The organism is Melittangium boletus DSM 14713 (genome assembly GCF_002305855.1).
In the GTDB taxonomy this organism is placed as follows: domain Bacteria; phylum Myxococcota; class Myxococcia; order Myxococcales; family Myxococcaceae; genus Cystobacter; species Cystobacter boletus.
In genome coordinates this window covers 259,949-279,280 of record NZ_CP022163.1, presented here as the reverse complement: position 1 = coordinate 279,280, position 19,332 = coordinate 259,949, and the positions used below count along the sequence as shown (strand labels likewise).

The window sequence follows — 19,332 nt, the reverse complement described above, 5'->3', positions numbered from 1 at the left end:
AGGATTCCAGAGGTTGGGACATGGCCCCGCGCGAAACTCCGCGCCGCCATGCTGACGGCTAGTGGAGTGTCCGACAAGTTTTTCAACATAGTCAGGACAGGTGGCGGTCCACCCACGAGTGCATCTTGGCGCGAGTCCAGGACCAGGTGAAGGGGTGGGCGTAGAAGCGGTTGTACTCGGGCCAGCTGGCGTCGAGGTGCTCGACGAACTCGTCACGGCTGGCCCAGTCCCCGCGTCGCAGGTAGCGCTCGGCGAAGGCGCGTAGCAGCAACTCCGCCTGGTTGAGCCAGGAGGCGTGGGCTGGAGTGAAAAGCACCCGGACGTGCGGGTAGTGAGTGCGGAGGAAGTCGTGCGTCTGCCCGGCGGTGTGACTGGGGGCGTTGTCCCAGATGAGGTGGATGCGCCTGGCGTCGCGATGGTCCCCAAGTAGCCGCGGCAGTACGGCGCGCAAGCACTCCCCGTTGTTTCTCTCCAGGTGCCAGCTGCGCATGCGGCCGGAGTGCACCACGAGCTTGACCAGGAGGTTCACCGTGCCACGCCGCACGTACTCGAACTCCCGGCGTTCGATGAGGCCGGGTTGCATGGGCCGCACGGGCTGCTCACCGTGCAGCACCTGGATGTTGGGCTTCTCGTCCACGCACACCACCACTTCGTTCCTCTGGGCCAGCTGCCGCGCCTGCTCGTAGCACCACAGCACCTGGGCCGCTTTGTGACGGAAGGTGTCGTCCAGGGTGGGTGTCTTCCAGTAACGCGTGCGGTGAGGCTGCAAGTCAGCCTCGCGCAGGATGAGCGCCACCGTGGAGTGGGAGAGGGTCGGGGCAATACCCCGTCGGCGTGCCACCAGGGCCAGGCTCCGGGTGGACCAGTGCATCATCTGCAAGCCCACGCCCGCCGGCTCACAACACGCCAACTGTTCCACCTCTACTCGTTGCAGGGGGGGAAAGCTCCCGCGGACGGCCGGAGCGGGGCGCATCCAGCACGACATCGACACCGTACGCTTCGTAGCGACGGCACAAGTGCCAAATGGTGGTGCGCTCCAGCTCAAGCCTGTCGGCCAACTCCGACACGACGGTGTCCGGGTCAGTCATGGCCAGCAGGACGCGCGCTCGGCGCGCGACGCGCTGCTCGGTACGTCCGTCCTCCACCAGCGTCTTGAGGTAGGCCACTTCCCCAGGCGAGAGGTGGAGGAGGTGCGGCGGTCGTCTCCTCATCCACCCAACTTACCCAGTCTCATCCTCCTCCCAACCAGCCCCCTGGTCTCGACTATGTTGAAAAACTTGTCGGACACTCCACTAGGGCGCCCGTTGCCGCGCCCACGCCACCCCACGCGTCCACGGGATACCATGTGGGCAAGTCCCTCAAGGGGAATCTCTCCAGCCGCACCTGGGCGTAGCCCCAGTCCTGAGCCCGCTGCACCGTGCCGTCCAGGTCCGCGAAGACGAGTCCCGTCTCCCGCCCCCGGTCCTCCAGGTTCCCGAGCACCTCGGCGAGTACCGACGTCAACGCGACCCCCAGGTGGGGGTGGCCGGAGAACATGTGGACTGGCTCGGAGGCGGAAGCCATCGCGTCGATGTACGCGTGGACAGGCGCGCCCCGGCGGGCCGCCGCGTCCGTCTTCTCCACCAGCACGAATGCCGCGCACTCCCCTGGCATCAATCCCACTGGTCGGTTCGGCGTCTTCAACAACCGAAGCTCTTCCATCGCCTCCAGCAACTCTGGCTCGACGAGGCTGTCGATGCCGCCCACGATGCATCGCTCCACCACGCCAGACCTCAATGCGTGCTCCGCCGCGCGCAGGGCCGTGACGAAGCCAGGGGAGTCTCCAAAAAAGAGCGCCTTCTGCACGACTCCACCCGGTAAGGCAGCCTGCGTGAGCAGCCGCGGCAGCAATGTCCGCGAGTACCGCTCCCGCAGCACCTCCGCGAGCAGGGGCTCCGCCTCGGAGACTTCCTCTTCCCCGGAATTCTCATCCTGCCCGGATGCAGCCTCCTCTTGCTTCACGGCCTCGCGCGCATGGCGCTCCGCGGCGGCGAGGAGGAAGCCGCTTGGCAGGTTGAGGAAGAATCCGGTGCGCGGTCCGGCGGCCATCCTGGTGTGGTGGACGAGGTCCGCCAGGGCCGCCAAGCCTAGCCGCACCAGTCGCCCCACGCCGCTGAATCCTTGGGTGAGATGGGGAATGGCATGTCCTGTCACCGGCAATTCCTCGCCCGAGTCCTCATCCATGACCGAAGTGCCCTCCAGTGCCCTCGGTCGGGCCACGCCCACCCGTGCGGCCGCGCAGCTTCCCACCACACCATCTCCTAGAGACGACACCAACCCCAGTCCCGTCACCGCGAGCGCGCCCGGAGGTGGAGGGCGCTGGCGCAACACCGGCGGGAAGAGTGGCTCGTTCCTTACGGGCAATGCCTCCGGAACGGCGAGGGTGCGCGGCTGCGCGCGGAAGGAACTCAGGGAGAGCCGTCCACGCACTGCGGGCCGCATGGTCTGCAGCGCTTTCCATTGCCGCAGCGCCCAATCGCTGGTGGAAAGCCGCCAGGCACTCTGGGTGCGCACGGCCAGTTCCAGCGCCAGCGCCGCATGCCTGCGCATGGGTCCGGCGGTGAGGGCTTCGAGCAGCGGCTCGGCCCCGAAGGGCTTCCCGGCGAGATAGCGCCCCTGGTGTAGGAAGTTCCCCTGGACTTCCTTCCACCAGCGCTCCACCCGCTGGGGCTGGGGTCGTGGAAGCTCGGCCTCTGGTCCAAGCGGCGCGGGCTCATCTTCCTCGGGACTATCTGGCGTCCAGGGCTCGCGGGGTACCGCGAGGTCACCGGTGAGGGCCAGGCCGGTGATGGCGCAGAACGCCTCCGCGGCCAAGGGCGCGACGGTCTTGTCCCGCATGGCCTCAAGCAGCGGCCCCACGGCGGCAACGCGTCCGCTTAGCCCCAAGGCCCAGAGCGCGTCTTGCCGCAGCGCCGGTTCTGGCAGCGCCTGGAGGAGGAGGTCCATGTCGTAGAGGTCACCTCCCATCGCGAGCAGCGCCGCGGGCCCGCCCCATCCTGGTCCCTGGCGGCGGACGGCGTCGATGCAGATGTTCCAGGCGCTGGGGTGTCCCAGCACGAAGGCTGTCTCCAGCGCAGCGTTGCGCACCTCCGGCTCGTCCGAGTTCAATGCGCGATCGAGTGAGACGGCCCGCAGCCGCGCGGGGAAGCGGCGGGCGGCGCGCAGCACCGCGCAGGCCAGCGGTGCATCGCCTGCGGCGAGGAGCCCATCGAGGGCTCGGGTGGGGTCTACCTCCCACTGAGTGAGGATGTCGAGCACCCGGGCTTGGAGGGCGGTGGGGGCGTCATCCAGGAGTGTGAGCAGTCGAGACACCGCTTCCGCGCGGCGGGTGAGTTCCAGGGCTCGTGCGGCCCCCTGGCTCGCCGACTCCATGTCGGCACAGAGGGTAGTGAGCACGGCATCGAGTCCGTCCGCTCCGCCCTGCATGAGAAAGACGGAGGATGCACAGGCCACCGTCTCCAATTCCTCCGAAGCGAGGGCGGGCCGCAGCAACTCCCGGGTGACTCTCGGTCCGCCCAGCACCAATGCGTCGAGGCAGGCGAGCAGCCGTTGCTCGGGGCCTTCCAGGAGTTCCTGGAGGGTATAGTTGGGAGCGCTCAGCCCCTGCTCGCGCTGCGCCCAGAAGAAGGCGGCATCCGCGAGGAAGTCCCGCGCCACGTCTATTCGAGGGGAAGCGTCATGCGGCGCGGAGGACGCGCCGGTGCTGTGGTATGCATCCATGAAGGTCGTCAACGAGTTCCAGGCAACTTGCCTAGATGTCCTTTTCGCAGATGAGGCACTTGGGCTTTCCAGGACTTCCGCCCATGGCGATGACAGGGCCCTGCATGACTGGAAAGGGGGGCGTGTTCTTGCCGTTATGGAACATCAAATCTAAAGCGCGCGCCACGTTCTTCCCCTCGAACTTCACGTCGAAGGAGAAGTTGACGAACTCGGCCTTGCCCTTCGTTTTGCTGGATGCCACGCCACCGGCGGTACCTGCCTCGTTGCCGGTGCTGATTTTGAAATTCGAGTCTTGCACGCACACCGGGTTGCCTCCCACGGACACCTTCTTGGTTCCCTTGTCCGTGTCCGAGGACTGGGCCACGTTGGGGTAGGGAATGGGGACGAGCCCGGCAGGGCTGGGGGTTTTGCACACGTCTGGGAATGCAGTAGTGACACCACCACTGTCCTTTGTCACGACGGACATTTTGTCGACACCGATATTGACGGGCATGGGGACCACCTCCGAGAAGGAGATTAACGTACTAAGGCCATGCGGTGCGCGCACCCACCGGAGCAGACGTCCTGTCCTGTGCATGGCGACGCGATGGGTCAGTCGAAGAAAGCAGGATGTTCCGCACGCCTGCTCAAGGGTTTCTCTTGGGCCGAGATACACCCTCGGCGGTGACACGCAGTCCTAGCACGTCGTGGACACCATCGCTCAGCACCACGTGCCCACGCCACAGCATCAGAACCTGCTCTGCGTCGGTATCGAGGATGACGGTGTCCAGACGCATCTCGGGCTTCGTGTCCTTGGCACCCACCAACTCCACAGTGACAGTTGGAACGGCCTGCCCAGGGAGTTGGAATGCAAGCCGACCCTTCGGTGAGGCACCCGCGATGATGACAGGCTCGTTGCCCCGAAGATAGCCAGGGACGACGAGGCCCGGCGCGGCGGCATTGAAGAAGCGCCGGTCGAAGTCCCTGGGCAATAGCGGTTTGCGCACCTTGTTCCATGCCTCGTCATAGGTGCCCGCGTACTTCGCTCGTGGCCGCCAGTCTGGCGAGGTGAAGCCAAAATTCACAGGTATCACCCTCTCACCGAATTCGCGCAGTGGCGTTGTAGGGTCCTCCAGGTTGGGCAATCTCAGTCCTTCCTCGAAGTGGCGCGGACTGGCGCGGAAGCCCGTGCCCACGGGATTGCTCGGCTCGAAGGAGGGCTGTGCCGCGTCCGTCCGGTCCCAGCCGCCAAAGGCGCGCTCCCAGGTGAGGGGCAGCTTGTCGAAGGGCAATGGTTTCGTCGCGGCCACGTGGCCCAGACTCTTGAACCATGTGCGCTCGCCGATCACTCGAACGGCCTTCTTCAGCGGTCCCACCTGGAGCGCGACCACCGTCTCGGTAGCACCCTTCTGCTGCGAGTACGCATGGCCGACAAGGGCCACGTCCGTCGCTGGCTTGAAAAGAGCACTCTCCATTTCGTATTTGTAGCTGGACTCACCTGGCTTTCCCCAGGGCGTGCCATGCCAGTTCACTGGCACCTGCGCCTCAGCAAGCCGTAACCCGGTGTCACCAAAGGAGTAGGTGGCCTTCACAACGAGCAGGAGCGCTGGACGTCCGTCTTCGTCCGAGAGGCCCATGGTGTCGAAGGCAAAAGGAGTCTCATTCTCAACAGAGGGATGTCCCATGACGTATACGTGCCCACCTGGAAAGGAAAGATGCGGTCGTCGGGAGAGGGCGCCAGTGTATTAGCCAGGACCGCCATAAGCCTGTTTCAAACTCTCAAGCCCCGCCTTCTTCTCGCGATCCCAGGGGAGTCCTAATTATCCGAAATCTTCGAGCCCTTGATGATCACATCCCCGCTAGCGGTGAGTTCAATTTTCGCGCCTTTGATGACCACGTCTCCATTCTTCTTCACCTGCAGGGTGGCGGATCCGACCTTGAGGGTGAACTGTTCTTGGGCGACCAGCGACAGTTCCTTGGCTGAGAGCGTGTAGGAATCCTTGACGGCGTGGTTGAGCTTGCCTCCCACGCTCAACAGCAGGTCCTTTCCCACCTTGAGGGTACGGGATTTGTCGACCTGCTCTGACATGTCTCCTCCTACCTGAAGGGTCCGCGAGCCCTTGACGGTCTCGGACTTCTTTGCCCCCACCATCTCCACCTTGGCGCCGCCCACCTGCTCGGACTTGAGACCTCCCACCAGTTGGTTGAGCGCTCCACCCACCGTGACGGCATAGGCCCCGCCCACGGTGAGCATTTTTCCCAGACCCACCGTCTCCACCGAGGCCAGTGACACCGACACGCTCTGGTTTCCCTCTACCTCGATGGACTGATCCCCCACCACGGACTCGGTATGATTGCCCGTCACCGTTGTCGAGCGATCCTTCACCACCTCCAAGCTCTGGTTACCGCCAATCACGGAGTCGTCGTTCTTCTTCACCTCCAGGGATTGGGAACCCTCGATGGTTCGGCTGCGGTCCTTCTTCACCAGCAGCGTCTCGTTGCCGCGGACCTCCTGTGCCTTGTCGTTCTCCACGACGATCTGGAAGTCCTTCTGTGCGTGAAGGTAGATCTGCTCCTCGCCCGCGGCATCCTCGATGCGCAGCTCGTTGTAGCCGTTGCCTCCTGGGCTGGAACTGGAGCGCAGTGTGCTCTGGGTCTTGTCTCCGGGCAGTTCGATGGGAGGCGGGTTCTGGCCGTTGTAGACGCTCCCGGTGACGATGGGGCGGTCGGGATCCCCCTCGAGGAACTCCACCACCACTTCCTGACCGATGCGCGGCAGGTAGAGGGCGCCCCAGCCTGGTCCAGCCCAGGCCTGGCTCACGCGGATCCAGCAGGAACTCTTGTCATCCCCCTTGCCCTCACGATCCCAGTGGAACTGGACCTTGATCCGACCGTGTTCATCTGTGTGGATCTCCTCGCCTGGGGGCCCCACGACCATGGCAGTTTGGGCGCCCGCGATGAAGGGGCGGTGGGTGTCCTGGGGAGGGCGGAAGGGCACCCGTGCGGGCAGACAGGTGAATTCGTTGTGATAGGCCTGCTTCTCGTCGGGCTGCGCCTGCTCGAAGGTGAGGACCTCGGGCTGGCGGCCCACGTGCCTGATGGAGCGCACGAGGTATCCTCGGTTGAGCGCTCCCACTGGATGCTCGTCCAGTTCGAAGGTATGGCCCGTGCACAGGCGCCGGCAGTTGCTGGCTCCCTCCAGTTGCTCCACGCGCGCGCGCAGTTCCTCCAGGCGCACCTTGGCGAGCACCTTGCCCGCGCCAGGGTCCTCGTATCGGGCGGGATAGTCGTAGATCTCGAGGGCCGCCTCACCCTCGTCGGCCTGGGTGGTGACGGTGAGATCCTGCCCGGGCTGCACGAAGTTGAAGTCTCGCAGTGCCACCGCGCCGGGCTGCACCTGCACTTGCGAGGAGAATGCATGCACGGCTTCGCTCCTCGCCACCATCTTGCTCCGCTCACGGAAGACGAGGCGGGCATCTCCGGCCATCGCCGGACAGGTCAGGGATGCGTCGCTGAGCACCATCAGGTGAGCGTCCTCGGTGTGCTCGAAGTAGTAGAGGATGCCCTCTTCCTCGAGAAGCCGATGCACGAACTCCAGGTCCGACTCGCGGTACTGCACGCAGTAATTGCGGGGACGGTAGGAGCCGTTGAGCGACAGCTTATGCTCCACCATGGCCTCGCCGAGCACCTTGTGGACGATGTCCGGAACGGTCATCTCCTGGAAGATGCGGCTGCGGCGGGTATGCCGGAGCGTCCACAGACGAGGGACCACCGTGATACGGTGGCGCTGCTGTTCGGGAGCCCGGCCAGCATCCCACCGGGAGATGCGTGCCACGATGCCTTGGAAGAAGCGTGCTGTTCCGTCTCCGAGCTGCACCGTCAGGAGAGCGCTCTGGCCCAGCAGGGCCTTGTCATCTACTTCCATGTCTGGCGGAGCCGCCAGGGTCACCTCGACGGAGTAGGGCTGGGAAAGGAACTCGTTGGCCTCGAAGCCCACGACAGCGAGCTCTCCCGCCGCATGTGATCCGACCTGGAACTCGAATTCGGCCTGGTTGGCCAAAAGTGCGGCACTCGCGATCACGAAGTCCCCCCTCGTTTCATGGGTTCAGCTGGCTTCAAAGCACGCCTGGACACCTTCGCGCAATGGAGTGCCGATCAAATGGGCCGATGTTGCTCCAGCTTGTGTTTTCGTGACGAAAGGGTGTTCAACCGAGGAGCCCGTAGGAGTAATCTCCAGGGTTCACGAATTTCGGAGCACTGGCCTCGCAGTGTTCTTGGAGAATGGGGGGGGGCATGACGCAGACCCAAGGGACCGCCTTCACGTTTCAGGCAGGCTCATTCGGTGTGGAGTCGCTCGCCGTCGATCGCCTCGACGGGATGGAGGGATTGAGTCGCCTGTACGAGTTTCGGGTGGACTTCCATCCTACAGGCGAGGACCCCCTGGATACTGAGTCGCTGATAGGGGTCGATGCGCTGCTGACCGTGGAAGTGCGCGGGGGGCGCACGAGGCAGGTGCACGGCATGGTGTGCCGGGTGGAGATGCTGGGCCCTCAAGGAGGGCGCTGGCGCTATCGGGCATGGATCGTGCCCAGGCTTTGGCGGCTCACGCTGGTGAGGCGCAGCCGCATCTTCCAGGGGAAGACCGTACCCGACATCCTCAAGGCCGTGCTGGGAGAGGCGGGACTGAAAGTGGAACTGCGCTTGAGCCGCAGCTACGAGCCGCGCGAATACTGCACACAGTACCGAGAGACAGACTTCGCCTTTCTCAGCCGACTGATGGAGTGGGAGGGCCTCTTCTACTTCTTTGCGCACACGGAAGAGGGACATGAACTGGTGGTAGGGGACGCGCCCAACGTGCACGAGGCCTTGCCGGGCGGTTTGGCGCTGCCCGTACGAGAGAAGGATGAACGGGTGGAGGAAGGGGAGTACCTTCATGCGTTGGAGCGCGTGCATCGGTTGAGGTCCGGAGCGGTGCACCTCAAGGACTACGACTTCGAGAAGCCCACGCTGGATATGTCGGGCAAGGCGACGAGCGGGGAGGGGCAGAGTTCATTGGAGGTGTACGACTACCCGGGTGAGTACGTAGCGCCCGCGGTGGGTAGGGCCACTGCGAAGGTGCGTCTTGAGGAGGCGGTGCAGGCCGCGCGCTCCCTGGTGGGGGAGGGCGTGGCACCGAGCCTTACTCCTGGCTTCCGCTTCCAAGTCGAGGACGATGGCCGTCATGCTGGCGAGTACTCGGTGGTGGAGGTCGTGCACTCCGGCTGGCAGCCGGAAATGCCGGGCGGCCACGAGGCTTTGGGCGGCCTATACCAGTGCCGATTCAAGTGCATGCCGGCTCGCGTGCCCTTCCGTCCGCCTCGGACGACGGACGTGCCAAGATTGGCTGGGATTCAAACGGCGACGGTGGTGGGGCCCTCGGGAGAGGAGCTCCACACCGATGAGCACGGTCGGATCAAGGTTCAGTTCCACTGGGATCGGGAGGGGAAGCGGGACGACAAGGCCTCGTGCTGGGTTCGCGTAGGCCAGGCATGGGGTGGAACCGCGTGGGGAGCGCTGTACCTGCCGCGAATCGGGCAGGAGGTGGTGGTGCGCTTCCTGGAGGGAAACCCGGATCGGCCACTGATTGCTGGCACGGTGTACAACGGAGTCAATTCGACACCCTACGCCTTGCCGGACGAGAAGACCAAGTCCACCCTGAAAAGTGCCTCCAGCCTGGGCAGTAATGGCTTCAACGAGTTCCGCATCGAAGACTTGGCCGGGGAGGAGGAAATCTTCGTCCATGGGCAGAAAGACGAGGAACTCGTCACGGAGAACGACAAAGGTCAACAGGTCCGAGGGTATGAAGACCTACTGGTGAAAAAGGACCGCGCTATCACGGTGGAGGGCAACCAACGCCTCGATGTGATGCTCGATGATAGCAGCCTGATAGATGCTAACCAGACGCTCCAGGTGCGAGGCAATCGCGCCACCGCGACCGCTGGCAGCCACGACGAAACGGTGGAGGGCAACCAGTCCATCAGTGTCGCCCAATGTCGCGATGTCTCCATCGCTCAGGCGGCCTTGGATGTAGTAGGGGCGGCCAAGGCGCTCACCATTGGCGCCATGTATGACGTCAGCGTCGAACTCGACATGAACGAGGCGGTCGGAGGTCTCAACTCCATAGAGGTAGGTGGTACTCTCAAGGAACACATCGACGAGAGCCGCCAAGAAATCATTGCCGGGGACAAGGAGATAAAAGTTGGGGGCAACTTCCAGTCCCAGGTCAAGGAGCAGGCATCCTTGACCACAGGTAAGGACCTCAATGAGGAGATTTCCGGACAGTCCTACGCGGAAGCCGAGGATGTCGCAGCGGTACTTGCCAAGTCTTTCGCGTTGAAGGCGGACAAGTTCATCCTCGTCGTGAACGGCAAGCTGGCAATGCAGATTGAGAAATCCGGAAAGGTCCAGCTTTTCGGCAACAATATCACCCTTGAGGACTAGCCATGAGCACGATCTTCAAGGGCGCGGCAATCAAGCTCTTACAGGGAGGCAGCAGGCCGGGCAAGCCCGTCAGTTTGAAAAAAGCTCCCGTGGTCAACGAGCAGCCTCCAGGTCGGACGGGGGCATTCAAAAAAGCAAAGCGAGACGCAGGGATCCCCAAGCGCCAGCAGCCTGAGCGCGTGGACACTGAAGTTCCAATGATGGATAAATTTGGCAGAACCATCAAGGATAAAAATGGAAAGCCTATCATGACGCGCGAGTATCACTACAAGCGCGCTGACGGGAAAGAGATCGTCATCCAGGATCACAGCAGTGGACACCAGTTCGGAGAACCGGGAGGTGTCGGCGACCAAGGTCCCCACTTGAATGTCAGGCCCGCGATCGACACCCGGAATGGAAAAGTACCAGGCACGGCCGCGCATTATCCTTTCGAAAAATAGGAGATGAACCATCATGTGGCATCAGCTTGCACAGAACCCCCAGGCGATCAGCTCCATCTACAAGAGCGTCCCTCCCCTGCAGCGCACTCGGTTGTCTGTATTGAGCCTCATGGAGGATGGCCCGGCCTTGCGTCTTCACTTCCATCCGACCGAGTTTCCAGAGGTTATCCCAGCACGCTGGGCTCGGCAGCAATTCAATCGCGTCATGATTGAGCTGCACTTCTATGGTCTGAATGGGCTCAAGGTCTCGGGGTGGTCGACACAGAACGAGGTCAACCTTTCCATTGTTCCACTGGATGCGAACAGAAGGCAGCTGCGACTCCAGTCGTCCAGCTGTCAGCTGGAAACAGAGTTCGAGTTCTTCACGATTGCGAAGGTAGAGGGCTATCAGGCAGGCGAGTAGCCACGCCAGGATGTCCCCGCTAGCTATATGATAAGGCTCGCTGCTTCGGGCAAGTTTAGGCTTTTGATCTCAGGAGAACGGCATGGAGGGTGTTCAGCGGCTGGTTGCACGGCGTGTGGAGAAGATGCTGGATGTGCTTGCCGCCCAGGTGGCTCGTGGGCGCGCGGGGGAAGAGGTGCCGACCTTCACTCTCACCTTGCACCTGGCCCAGGGAATCCGTCTGTCGGGCATGCTTCTGGACTATCTCCCTCGGGAGGCGATTCTCCTGGCGAGCACGAAGGAGGGGCTGCTGTCGCGTGGCGACTCGGTGACGTATGTGGAGTTCTCCTCCGTCATCGCCGTGTCGGTCGACTCTCCGGCGCTCCTCAACCAAGTGCCTTTCCTGGTCCGAGCCACGCTCGGACGGGATGACTTGTTGCAGTATTCGGAGACGCTGTCCAAGGGACTCACCGAGCAATTCTGGCCCGGTGAGGCGCAACTCGGCGGCAAGCCGTTGCGCTTCGAGGTAGACTGGGTTGAGCTGGATACCGAGCCCGGGCGACGGGCACTGGAGGACGCGATGAACGCGGTGGCGCATGCGCTGCGTCTCATTGGTCGGGAGCCCAACGGGCGCGACAGCCTCCGGCGTATCGCACGGGTGCGGTTCTCCAGGGGGCGGACCATGGCGGCATTCTTGGATGGGGATACAGGCCAGGTGTCTATCGACCCGGCCGCTCCTGTTCCCTCTGTCCAAGCTCTTCGCAAGGGCCTCACTGCGGGTTGAGCGGGCGCGAGCTCAGGGTTGGTCCTGAGCTGTCACCTTATCGCTCTTGAGAAGTGCGTCGGGCTTCTTCACGTAGCCCGTCGCCTTCTCGTCCTGGGACACGGTGGGCTTGTCGGGCAGGGGTTTGGCGCCAGCAGCCAGTTGTTGCCCCACCATGCGTATCCAGAGAGAGGGTACGGTGCCCTCCAGCACATTATCTTCCACCTTCAGCTTCCGCTCGTTCTGGGCGCGGCGGAAGAGCCGCTCGGGAATCGACGGTTGCTTGGGATCCGAGTCGCTCACCGCCACCTGTTCCTGGATGGTGATGGCATCAGCCCCGAAGGTGAGCGTCGACGTCAACTCGAACTTGCGGCGCCAGCCGTTGGGGAGCTCGAGCACTTGTTCCTGGCTAAGCGGGAACCAGGCGGCGCCCAGGCAAGTCCTGTCCGCGCCGGACACCGCCTCCGAGAAGAAGCGCCCGCCGCGGAGTGGAAGGATGCGAGCGGCTCTCCGGCAGACCACGGGTTCCTGCTGGGTGCATGCATCCCCTTCGGCTACCAGCAAGTCCGTGTTGCCCACGTGCTCCATTCGCAGCCGGGCGTTCTGAGTCATGCCCCGCAGGGAGCCCAGGGCCCTGACCGTGAACCCCCTCTTCGTCGTCTCCACCATGGCGACGGGGCCGAGTCCCTCACCATTGCTGAAGCGCCGGGTGATGATCCACGCCAGTCTCTGGTTGGCCTGGATCGTCTCCAACACCAGATCCTCTTCGGTCAGCCGCTCCTTGGGCGGCAACGGCATGGGCTGGGGACCCGCCTCTACGCACTCATCCGCCGCGGGCTCTTCCCAGGCCACGGGAGCTCCCGAGCAGTCCACGGAAGGACGAGGCGCCACACCCTGCTTCTCGTCGAAGCCATGGAGCAGCAGGGCGAACCACGTCTCCGGCGTGGGAAAGGAGCGTTTGCGAGGGGTGACCTCCGCCTCGCACAGCTGGAGCCTTGGAACGGTGGCACAGCCCGCAAGTGAGGACAGCGCGAGTGTTGCGGCCAGGAGTCTTTGTTTCAATGTGTCCACGGGTCTTCCTGGGGCCAGTACCTATGCCTCGGCGAAGCAAATATCCCAACCCCCCTCGGCGGAGAGGGAGACGTTCAATTGGCGAGGGAGCAGGCCGCCAGCCAAGCGCTGGAGCAGCTCCCGGGAGAGGGCAGGCATCAGCGAGCCTTGCAGGATGTGCTCCGCGTTGCGCGCACCTGTCTCCGCCTCGGTACAGCGGCGCGCCAGCTCGTCGAGCAGCTCGGGAGCCAGAGTTGTCTCCACTCCGTGGGCCGCGCGCAGACGTCCCACCACTTTGTCGAGCTTCATCGCGACGATCTCCCGCATGATGTGGGTGCCCACGGGAGCGTAGGGGATGATGGTCATGCGCGCCAGCAGCGCCGGCTTGAAGTGTTTGCTCAGCGCGGGGCGCACCTTGGCGATCATGTCCTCGGCGGTGGGCGTCGCTCCTGACTCGTGCATCCGCATGAGAATATCCGAGCCCAGATTGCTGGTGAGGATGATGATGGTGTTACGGAAGTCGACGGCACGGCCCTCGCTGTCATTGAGCACGCCTTTGTCGAATACCTGGTAGAAGAGGTTCATCACCTCCAGGTCGGCCTTCTCGCACTCGTCCAGCAGTACCACCGAATAGGGCCGCTGCCGCACGGCTTCCGTCAGCAAACCGCCCTCACCGTAGCCCACGTAGCCGGGAGGCGAGCCGATGAGCCGTGAGACGGTGTGCTTCTCCTGGAACTCGCTCATGTTGAGTGTGGTCATGAAGCGCTCTCCACCGTAGAGCGTGTCGGCCAGCGCCAGCGCCGTCTCCGTCTTGCCTACTCCGCTGGGGCCCACGAAGAGCATCACACCAATAGGAGCGTCCGGATTGCGGATGCCCGCCTGGGAGATGCGGATGATCTCCGCTACCTTGCGCAGGGTCGGCTCCTGGCCACGTACGCGCTCGGTCAGTCGTGTCTCGAGGCTCAACACCGTGGTGAGCAAGTCGCTCCGCATCCTTCCCACGGGGATGCCAGTCCAGCTCGCCACCACGCGTGCCACGATGTCCGCGTCCACGTCCGCGTGGACCAAGGGGTCCTCACCGCGAGTCCTGGTCAGCTTCGCCGATGCCTCGTCCACCGCGGCTTTCAGGGGTGCTGGGTCCACCTCGGAATGCGCGGAGAGCAACGCCTTGCGCGCGGCCATCAGCTCGCTCACCGCGGTACGCTCCATCTCCCATCGTGCCTGCAACGAGGCGAGCTGGTCACGCACGACGGCTAGCTTCTCCTCCAGCTTCGCCACCGCCTCGATGTCCCCTGGGTGGCCCTCGGAGAGATCTCTCCGCCGGGTCTCGCGCTCACGCTCCAGGGAGGAGATTTCCTGCTCGAGCGCCATCAGTCCATCCGGTTTCGTGGACAGCTCGATCTTCACGCGTGCGGCCGCCGTGTCGAGCAGGTCCACCGCCTTGTCCGGAAGCTGGCGGCCCGAGATGTACCGGCTGGAGAGTCTCACCGCGGCGGAGACGGCCTCGTCACGGATGGTGATGCCGTGCGCCGCCTCGTAGGTGGACCGCAAGCCTCGAAGCATCAACTCGGCCTCCTCGACGCTCGGCTCGTCCACCTTGACGGGCTGGAAGCGTCGCTCGAGGGCAGCGTCCTTCTCGAAGTACTTCTTGTACTCACCCCACGTGGTGGCGGCGATGGTGCGCAGTTCGCCTCGCGCTAGCGCGGGCTTGAGCAAGTTGGCTCCGTCACTCCCGCCAGCCCCGGCTCCTGAGCCGATGAGTGTATGAGCCTCATCGATGAAAAGGATGATGGGGGTGGGGGATGCTTTCACCTCGCCAATGACGGACTTGAGACGGTTCTCGAACTCGCCTCGCACCCCCGCGCCGGCCTGCAACAGGCCGAGGTCGAGCCCCAGCAACTCCACGTTCTTCAGCGCTTCGGGCACATCGCCCTTCACGATGGCCCAGGCGAGACCCTCCACCAACGCCGTCTTGCCCACGCCTGGCTCGCCGACCAGGATAGGGTTGTTCTTCCGGCGCCGCGAGAGGATGTCCACCATCTGGCGGATCTCCCGATGGCGGCCGAAGATGGGATCGATCTTTCCCTCGCGAACCCGGCCGGTGAAGGATGTGGCGAAACGGCGGAGCGCCTCGCCGCTAACCGCGCCACCGGTGGGTGCCTCGGGGGTCGTACCCGGGGCGGGATCAGGCGTCACCTCCAACGTCTCGGACGAGGGCCTCAGCACGGTGTCCAGGACGGCCATCAGCTCGTCGCGGGAGATGCCTTCCAGCTCCGGGAAGAGTTCGGCGGTGTAGCGGCTGCGGCGAACCAGGAACTGGGCGAAGAGCGCCCCGGAGCGCAGGCGCGTTGCCCCCTGCTCGACAGAGGCCATCAACCAGGCGTCCTCGAACCACTGGAAGAGCGATTCGGAGAAGACGGGCCGTCCGGCATTGCCGGAGCGCAGTCCCTGGATGGCTCGCTCCACGCTGGTGGTCAGGCGGCGGCGGTCCACCTGGAAGTGCCGCAGCAGGTGGGCGACGTCCGAGTCCTCTGGCTCGAGCATCTGCGCGAGCATGTGCTCGACCACGATTTCATAGAAACGCCCGCTGCTGGCGCGCGCGACCGCGGCCTCCAGCGTTCGAGTGGCCGTGGGCGTGAGACGGCGGACGAGGGCTTTCGGTTCAACTCGGATGGCGGCACCCTCCAACGGGGGACGGCACGAGGTCTATCGGAGAGCGCCAACGCCGTCGGTTGCCGACGCCCTCAGAGTCTTGCTTCACATGCCCGGAATCGAGAGACGCGCCTGCCGGCCCTTCCCCAACCACGTGTCCCGCCCCAACTGCGCCGACTGCGTGCTCGAGAGAGTGAACGTCTGGGTGACACCTTCCGTCAGTCCCAGTTCGAACTCGTACTCAATGGGATCCTTCAGGAAGAGCCGCACTACCTCTCGCGCTTGGGGCAGCAGGTCTCCTCCGGGCAGCATCCGCCGGTACACGGTGGTGGGTAGGGGCTCGATGTGGATCTTGATCTTCCCCGTCCGATCGTAGGCCTTGCCGCCCAGCACGGTATTCTTCCCGAGAATATGGTTGCCGCGGCCGAGCTGCAGCCGGGCATCGATGTCCACCCATCGGCCCACGAACTGCTCCACCCGCACCCGCGCCCCCTCCAGCTCTTCGCCCAACACGTCCTCCAAGGCCGCCTCCAATTTCTCGGCGGTGCGTGCACGGGAAGCCAGCAAGGGAACGATGCGCAAGAGCCTCCGGGTGGGCAGCTTGCTCGTCCTGTCTCCCTCGTACGTGTCGAAGCCCGCGAGCGCCAGCAACCGTCGAGACCACTGGTCGTTGTTATCCGTATTGGACTCGCTGCTGACCCGATACTTGGACTCGATGCGATAGAGCAGGGAGAGCAGCCGGTGATGGAAGAGATCCAGGAACTCCCGGCGGACGGCGTGATCCGGATCCTCCTGGGCGACCTCCTCGGCGATGTACATCGGCATCGGACTCACCGAGCCCGTGAGCCCGAGGAAGTGGCTCACCACCTCGAACAGGGGACGCCGCGAGAAGGGATCCTCCGCGCGCACGGGAACGTGCCGCAGCGTCACCGAGCCGATGTCTCCCGGCGAGAAGCCCAGGGACGGATCATGCCGGAATCGAATCATCTCCTCGTTCACCGGGCCCACGCTCCCGACGCGCGCCGCCCCGGACGCCGTCAGGCGCTCCAGATAGGCCACGAGCTGGAAGAAGCCCAGGCGGGGCGCTTGCTCGGCCAGCTCGCGGGCCGCCTCTACAAGAGCTTCTGGGAGCCGTTCCTCGGGAGCCATGAGAACTCGGTCTGCGAGGGCTGGAGCCGGATGGCCAGCTCGTTGAAGGAGTTGAGGGTGACGTGGGAGGCCAGCAGCTCATCGAGGATGCATCCGAACAGGAAGGCATCCCCCACACCCATGAAGTTCGTCTCGTCGAGGTCCACCAGCGTCCGGTTGCCCCGCAGGGGAGAGCCCTCGAGGAACCGGGTGAGCGGTCGGAGCTCCACGGTGCGGATGGCGTTGATGCGCAGACGGCTGGCGCGGGCCGCGAGGTTGTCCGCCAATGCCTGGAAGTTATAGAGGTCGAGCAGGCGGCGGAGCGCGGCGGCATCCGCGATGGAGTGCTGGTTGATGGCCAGATGCGAGAGCAATCGCCAATGCAGCTCCGTTCCCAGGGGCGCGCGTGCCGGCCGGCTCACCGGGGAGATGTTCTTGAACTTCGCGTTGGTCGGCGACGCCGACGTGGGCAGGCAGATGTCCCCCACCTGCAACCGCGCTGGCAACGAGCGGTTGGTACAGGTGAGATCGATGGAGAGCACCTCCTCGGTGTCGAGGGACGGCGCCACGTCCCGGGGAGTCTCCAAGGTGAGGTAGGTGTCGATTCCATCATCGACGGGGGAGTGGATCCGCCGCAGGCGGTAGAAGGCGGGCTCGGCGTCTTCGCCCACCGTGTGCTCGAACTCATGGAAGGGCCGGTAGGTGCGGCGCTCGGTACGCCCCGCTGTCAGTCCCGTCACCGCGTCCAAGGCGTACACCTCCGCGTGCTGGGGATGGAACTCCGCGGCCCGAACCAGCTGCTCGCGGCTCAGGGCATGGTGGAAGAGGGGCGCCGCGGGTGCTCGGAAGAGGTTGATGACCGGAACGCAGTGGAGGCGGAACATCTCCCGGGTGATGCGTGCATCCAGGGGGGGAGGGCGCTCCAGGTGGAAGGCGATTTCAAAGCGCTCGTCCATGACCGAGGCGGCCGCCTCCAGATTCCGGACCTCGAAGAAGAGGAATTTCTCCGGAAGGGTGAAGTACTCCTGGAGCAGACGGTAGCCCTCCAAAGCCCGAGGCCAGGGCAGCAGCGAGAAATCACGATCGAAGCCCACGGGCCGGATGCACTGCGGCTGGAGCACCACACCGTCTCCACCAGAAGCGCCGCGTACCCGCACCTGGCGACAGTAGCGCAGCAGCCACAGCAGGATGCGCGTGCTCGAGGACAATTCCCCGTGAATGAAGAGGCGCAGGCCCTGAGGCCGCTGCAACTCCTCGCGCCCCTGGGCCGTCGTCTGGAAGAACAGCCGCAGCACCGGGGATGATACGGACGAGCGGTCCAGCAGGGCATCCTGCAGGGTGAGCGGAAGCAGGTCCACGTCACTGGTGGTGCGGAAGACGCAGGAGGTGCCGTCGAGTGCCTGCGAGGCCACTTCGGCGCCCGCCGCGATCCGGGACCGGCCGCGCAAGGCGCGAATCTGGGGAGTGAACTCCACGATGGAGCAGGCGGGGACTGGGCGCAGGTAGTGAGGCAGCAGAAGCTCGGACAGTCCCTGTACCATCTCGGGGACATCGTCTTCCACCCGCTCGCGGATGCGCGCGGTGAGGAAGGCGAAGCCCTCCAACAGCCGCTCCACGTCCGGATCCGCGCCGCGCTCCACCAGCAGGCCGGCGACGCTCGGGTTGGCCAGGCCAAACGCCCGTCCCATCTCCCGGAGATAACTGAGTTCGCTCAGGTAGTACTTGCTGAACATCTTCGCCCCTTCACCAAAGGTTCACGCGGCCGCCGGGATGCATCTCGGTATGGAAGCGCACGGTGCCTCGAGCCTCCTTGAGGTTGAGCTGCGCGACGATGTCGAACCGCAGCACGGTGGGCTCCTTCTCGTCCGGCATGTGCTGAACGACGACGTTCCTCAGCCGCGGCTCGAACTCCTGGATGGCGGTGCGGATGGATTGCTGCATCCGCGGAATGGCCGCGGGGAAGAGATGGATGATGTCGTTGAAGTCCATGATCCCGAAGTTGGGAGCGGCGGCGGCCTCTCCCTTTCGGGTGTTGAGCAGGGCCCGGAGATGTTCGGCGATGGCGCCCAGCGTGTTGGCCTGGGGCGCGAGCGAGCCCTGATTGCTGGCCGCCAGACGTGTCAGGAGTCCTCGTTCGGCCATGGTGGGGGGGCACGGCTCCGGAGCGTCCAGGATTCAGTCCGGACGCTCCGGAATCACGGTGCACTAGCGCTGGGTGTCCCAGGTGTCGGTATGCGTGATACCGCCGTTGGTGATCGTCCAGTCGATCGTGTGGAACACGAAGGTGACGTCCTCCATGGGCGGCAGGTTGGTGCTGGTCGGCACGAAGCTGTCCGGCACGTGCTGCTTGATGCTGTTGATGCGGCCCTTCTTGATGGCGATGGAATAGAACTGCTCGGTGGTGCCATCCCCCGTCGGGTTGGGGCGGAAGAACTTGAAGGTGCCCTCGATGACCTGGTTCTCGCACAGGGCCTTCATCATCAGCGGCGACGACTTGTCGATGCGCTTGGTGATGGTGATGGGCGGGTACTGACGACGGCCCGTGGCGAGCCCGGAGCCGGCCTCACGCGCGGTGATGACCTCGTGCGAGAACGCGATGCACTCGATGGAGTCCTGGCGGCCCAGGCTCGTCTGCGTGCTCTCGCCCTTGATGTCCGTTCCATTCGCCTTCAGGTACAGGTGTACTGATTCAGCCATGA

16 protein-coding genes are annotated in these 19,332 nt (G+C 64.4%); 4 read left to right on the top strand and 12 right to left on the bottom strand.

Annotated features, from left to right (window positions below; genetic code table 11):
• Positions 1–91 precede the first annotated feature (91 nt).
• The 6 genes from MEBOL_RS01200 to MEBOL_RS01175 form a co-directional block, all read right to left on the bottom strand.
• Complete coding sequence (locus MEBOL_RS01200) at positions 92–919, bottom strand: IS630 family transposase (RefSeq protein ID WP_157774696.1); 828 nt, start codon at positions 917–919, stop codon at positions 92–94.
• Complete coding sequence (locus MEBOL_RS01195; protein WP_245918869.1) at positions 897–1,166, bottom strand: helix-turn-helix domain-containing protein; 270 nt, start codon at positions 1,164–1,166, stop codon at positions 897–899. Before MEBOL_RS01195 ends, MEBOL_RS01200 begins: the two co-directional genes overlap by 23 nt.
• Positions 1,167–1,263: 97 nt before the next feature.
• On the bottom strand, positions 1,264–3,759 hold the full coding sequence (locus MEBOL_RS01190; protein WP_157774695.1) for a TIGR02270 family protein: 2,496 nt from the start codon (positions 3,757–3,759) through the stop codon (positions 1,264–1,266).
• A gap of 31 nt (positions 3,760–3,790) precedes the next feature.
• On the bottom strand, positions 3,791–4,252 hold the full coding sequence (locus tag MEBOL_RS01185) for a DUF4150 domain-containing protein (RefSeq protein WP_095975694.1): 462 nt from the start codon (positions 4,250–4,252) through the stop codon (positions 3,791–3,793).
• A gap of 133 nt (positions 4,253–4,385) precedes the next feature.
• Complete coding sequence (locus tag MEBOL_RS01180; RefSeq protein ID WP_095975693.1) at positions 4,386–5,423, bottom strand: DUF2169 family type VI secretion system accessory protein; 1,038 nt, start codon at positions 5,421–5,423, stop codon at positions 4,386–4,388.
• Between the two features lie 131 nt (positions 5,424–5,554).
• Positions 5,555–7,819 (bottom strand): type VI secretion system Vgr family protein, encoded by a 2,265-nt coding sequence (locus MEBOL_RS01175; RefSeq protein WP_095975692.1) that lies wholly within the window; start codon positions 7,817–7,819, stop codon positions 5,555–5,557.
• A gap of 212 nt (positions 7,820–8,031) precedes the next feature.
• Here MEBOL_RS01175 and MEBOL_RS01170 point away from each other — a divergent pair, with 212 nt between their 5' ends.
• From MEBOL_RS01170 to MEBOL_RS01155, 4 genes are all read left to right on the top strand, one after another.
• The gene (locus MEBOL_RS01170; RefSeq protein WP_095982496.1) at positions 8,032–10,218 is read left to right on the top strand and encodes a type VI secretion system Vgr family protein; all 2,187 of its coding nucleotides are present in this window, start codon (positions 8,032–8,034) and stop codon (positions 10,216–10,218) included.
• Between the two features lie 2 nt (positions 10,219–10,220).
• On the top strand, positions 10,221–10,658 hold the full coding sequence (locus tag MEBOL_RS01165) for an HNH/endonuclease VII fold putative polymorphic toxin (RefSeq protein ID WP_095975691.1): 438 nt from the start codon (positions 10,221–10,223) through the stop codon (positions 10,656–10,658).
• 13 nt (positions 10,659–10,671) lie between these two features.
• On the top strand, positions 10,672–11,061 hold the full coding sequence (locus MEBOL_RS01160) for an Imm50 family immunity protein (protein WP_095975690.1): 390 nt from the start codon (positions 10,672–10,674) through the stop codon (positions 11,059–11,061).
• 115 nt (positions 11,062–11,176) lie between these two features.
• Complete coding sequence (locus MEBOL_RS01155) at positions 11,177–11,824, top strand: hypothetical protein (RefSeq protein ID WP_157774694.1); 648 nt, start codon at positions 11,177–11,179, stop codon at positions 11,822–11,824.
• A 12-nt stretch (positions 11,825–11,836) separates the two neighbouring features.
• Here the strand turns inward: MEBOL_RS01155 and MEBOL_RS01150 are convergent, their stop codons facing one another.
• From MEBOL_RS01150 to tssD, 6 genes are all read right to left on the bottom strand, one after another.
• Positions 11,837–12,874, bottom strand: a complete 1,038-nt coding sequence (locus tag MEBOL_RS01150) for a hypothetical protein (protein ID WP_095975688.1) — start codon at positions 12,872–12,874, stop codon at positions 11,837–11,839.
• 21 nt (positions 12,875–12,895) lie between these two features.
• Entirely contained in the window at positions 12,896–15,541 is a 2,646-nt protein-coding gene (gene tssH / locus MEBOL_RS01145; protein WP_281256627.1) for a type VI secretion system ATPase TssH, read from the bottom strand.
• Between the two features lie 69 nt (positions 15,542–15,610).
• A complete protein-coding gene (gene tssG, locus MEBOL_RS01140) occupies positions 15,611–16,654 on the bottom strand; it encodes a type VI secretion system baseplate subunit TssG (protein WP_170115422.1) in 1,044 nt (347 codons plus the stop codon).
• On the bottom strand, positions 16,618–18,366 hold the full coding sequence (gene tssF / locus MEBOL_RS01135; protein WP_095975687.1) for a type VI secretion system baseplate subunit TssF: 1,749 nt from the start codon (positions 18,364–18,366) through the stop codon (positions 16,618–16,620). Before tssF ends, tssG begins: the two co-directional genes overlap by 37 nt.
• 10 nt (positions 18,367–18,376) lie before the next feature.
• A complete protein-coding gene (gene tssE, locus MEBOL_RS01130; RefSeq protein WP_095975686.1) occupies positions 18,377–18,775 on the bottom strand; it encodes a type VI secretion system baseplate subunit TssE in 399 nt (132 codons plus the stop codon).
• A gap of 63 nt (positions 18,776–18,838) precedes the next feature.
• Complete coding sequence (gene tssD, locus MEBOL_RS01125) at positions 18,839–19,330, bottom strand: type VI secretion system tube protein TssD (protein WP_095975685.1); 492 nt, start codon at positions 19,328–19,330, stop codon at positions 18,839–18,841.
• Positions 19,331–19,332 lie beyond the last annotated feature (2 nt).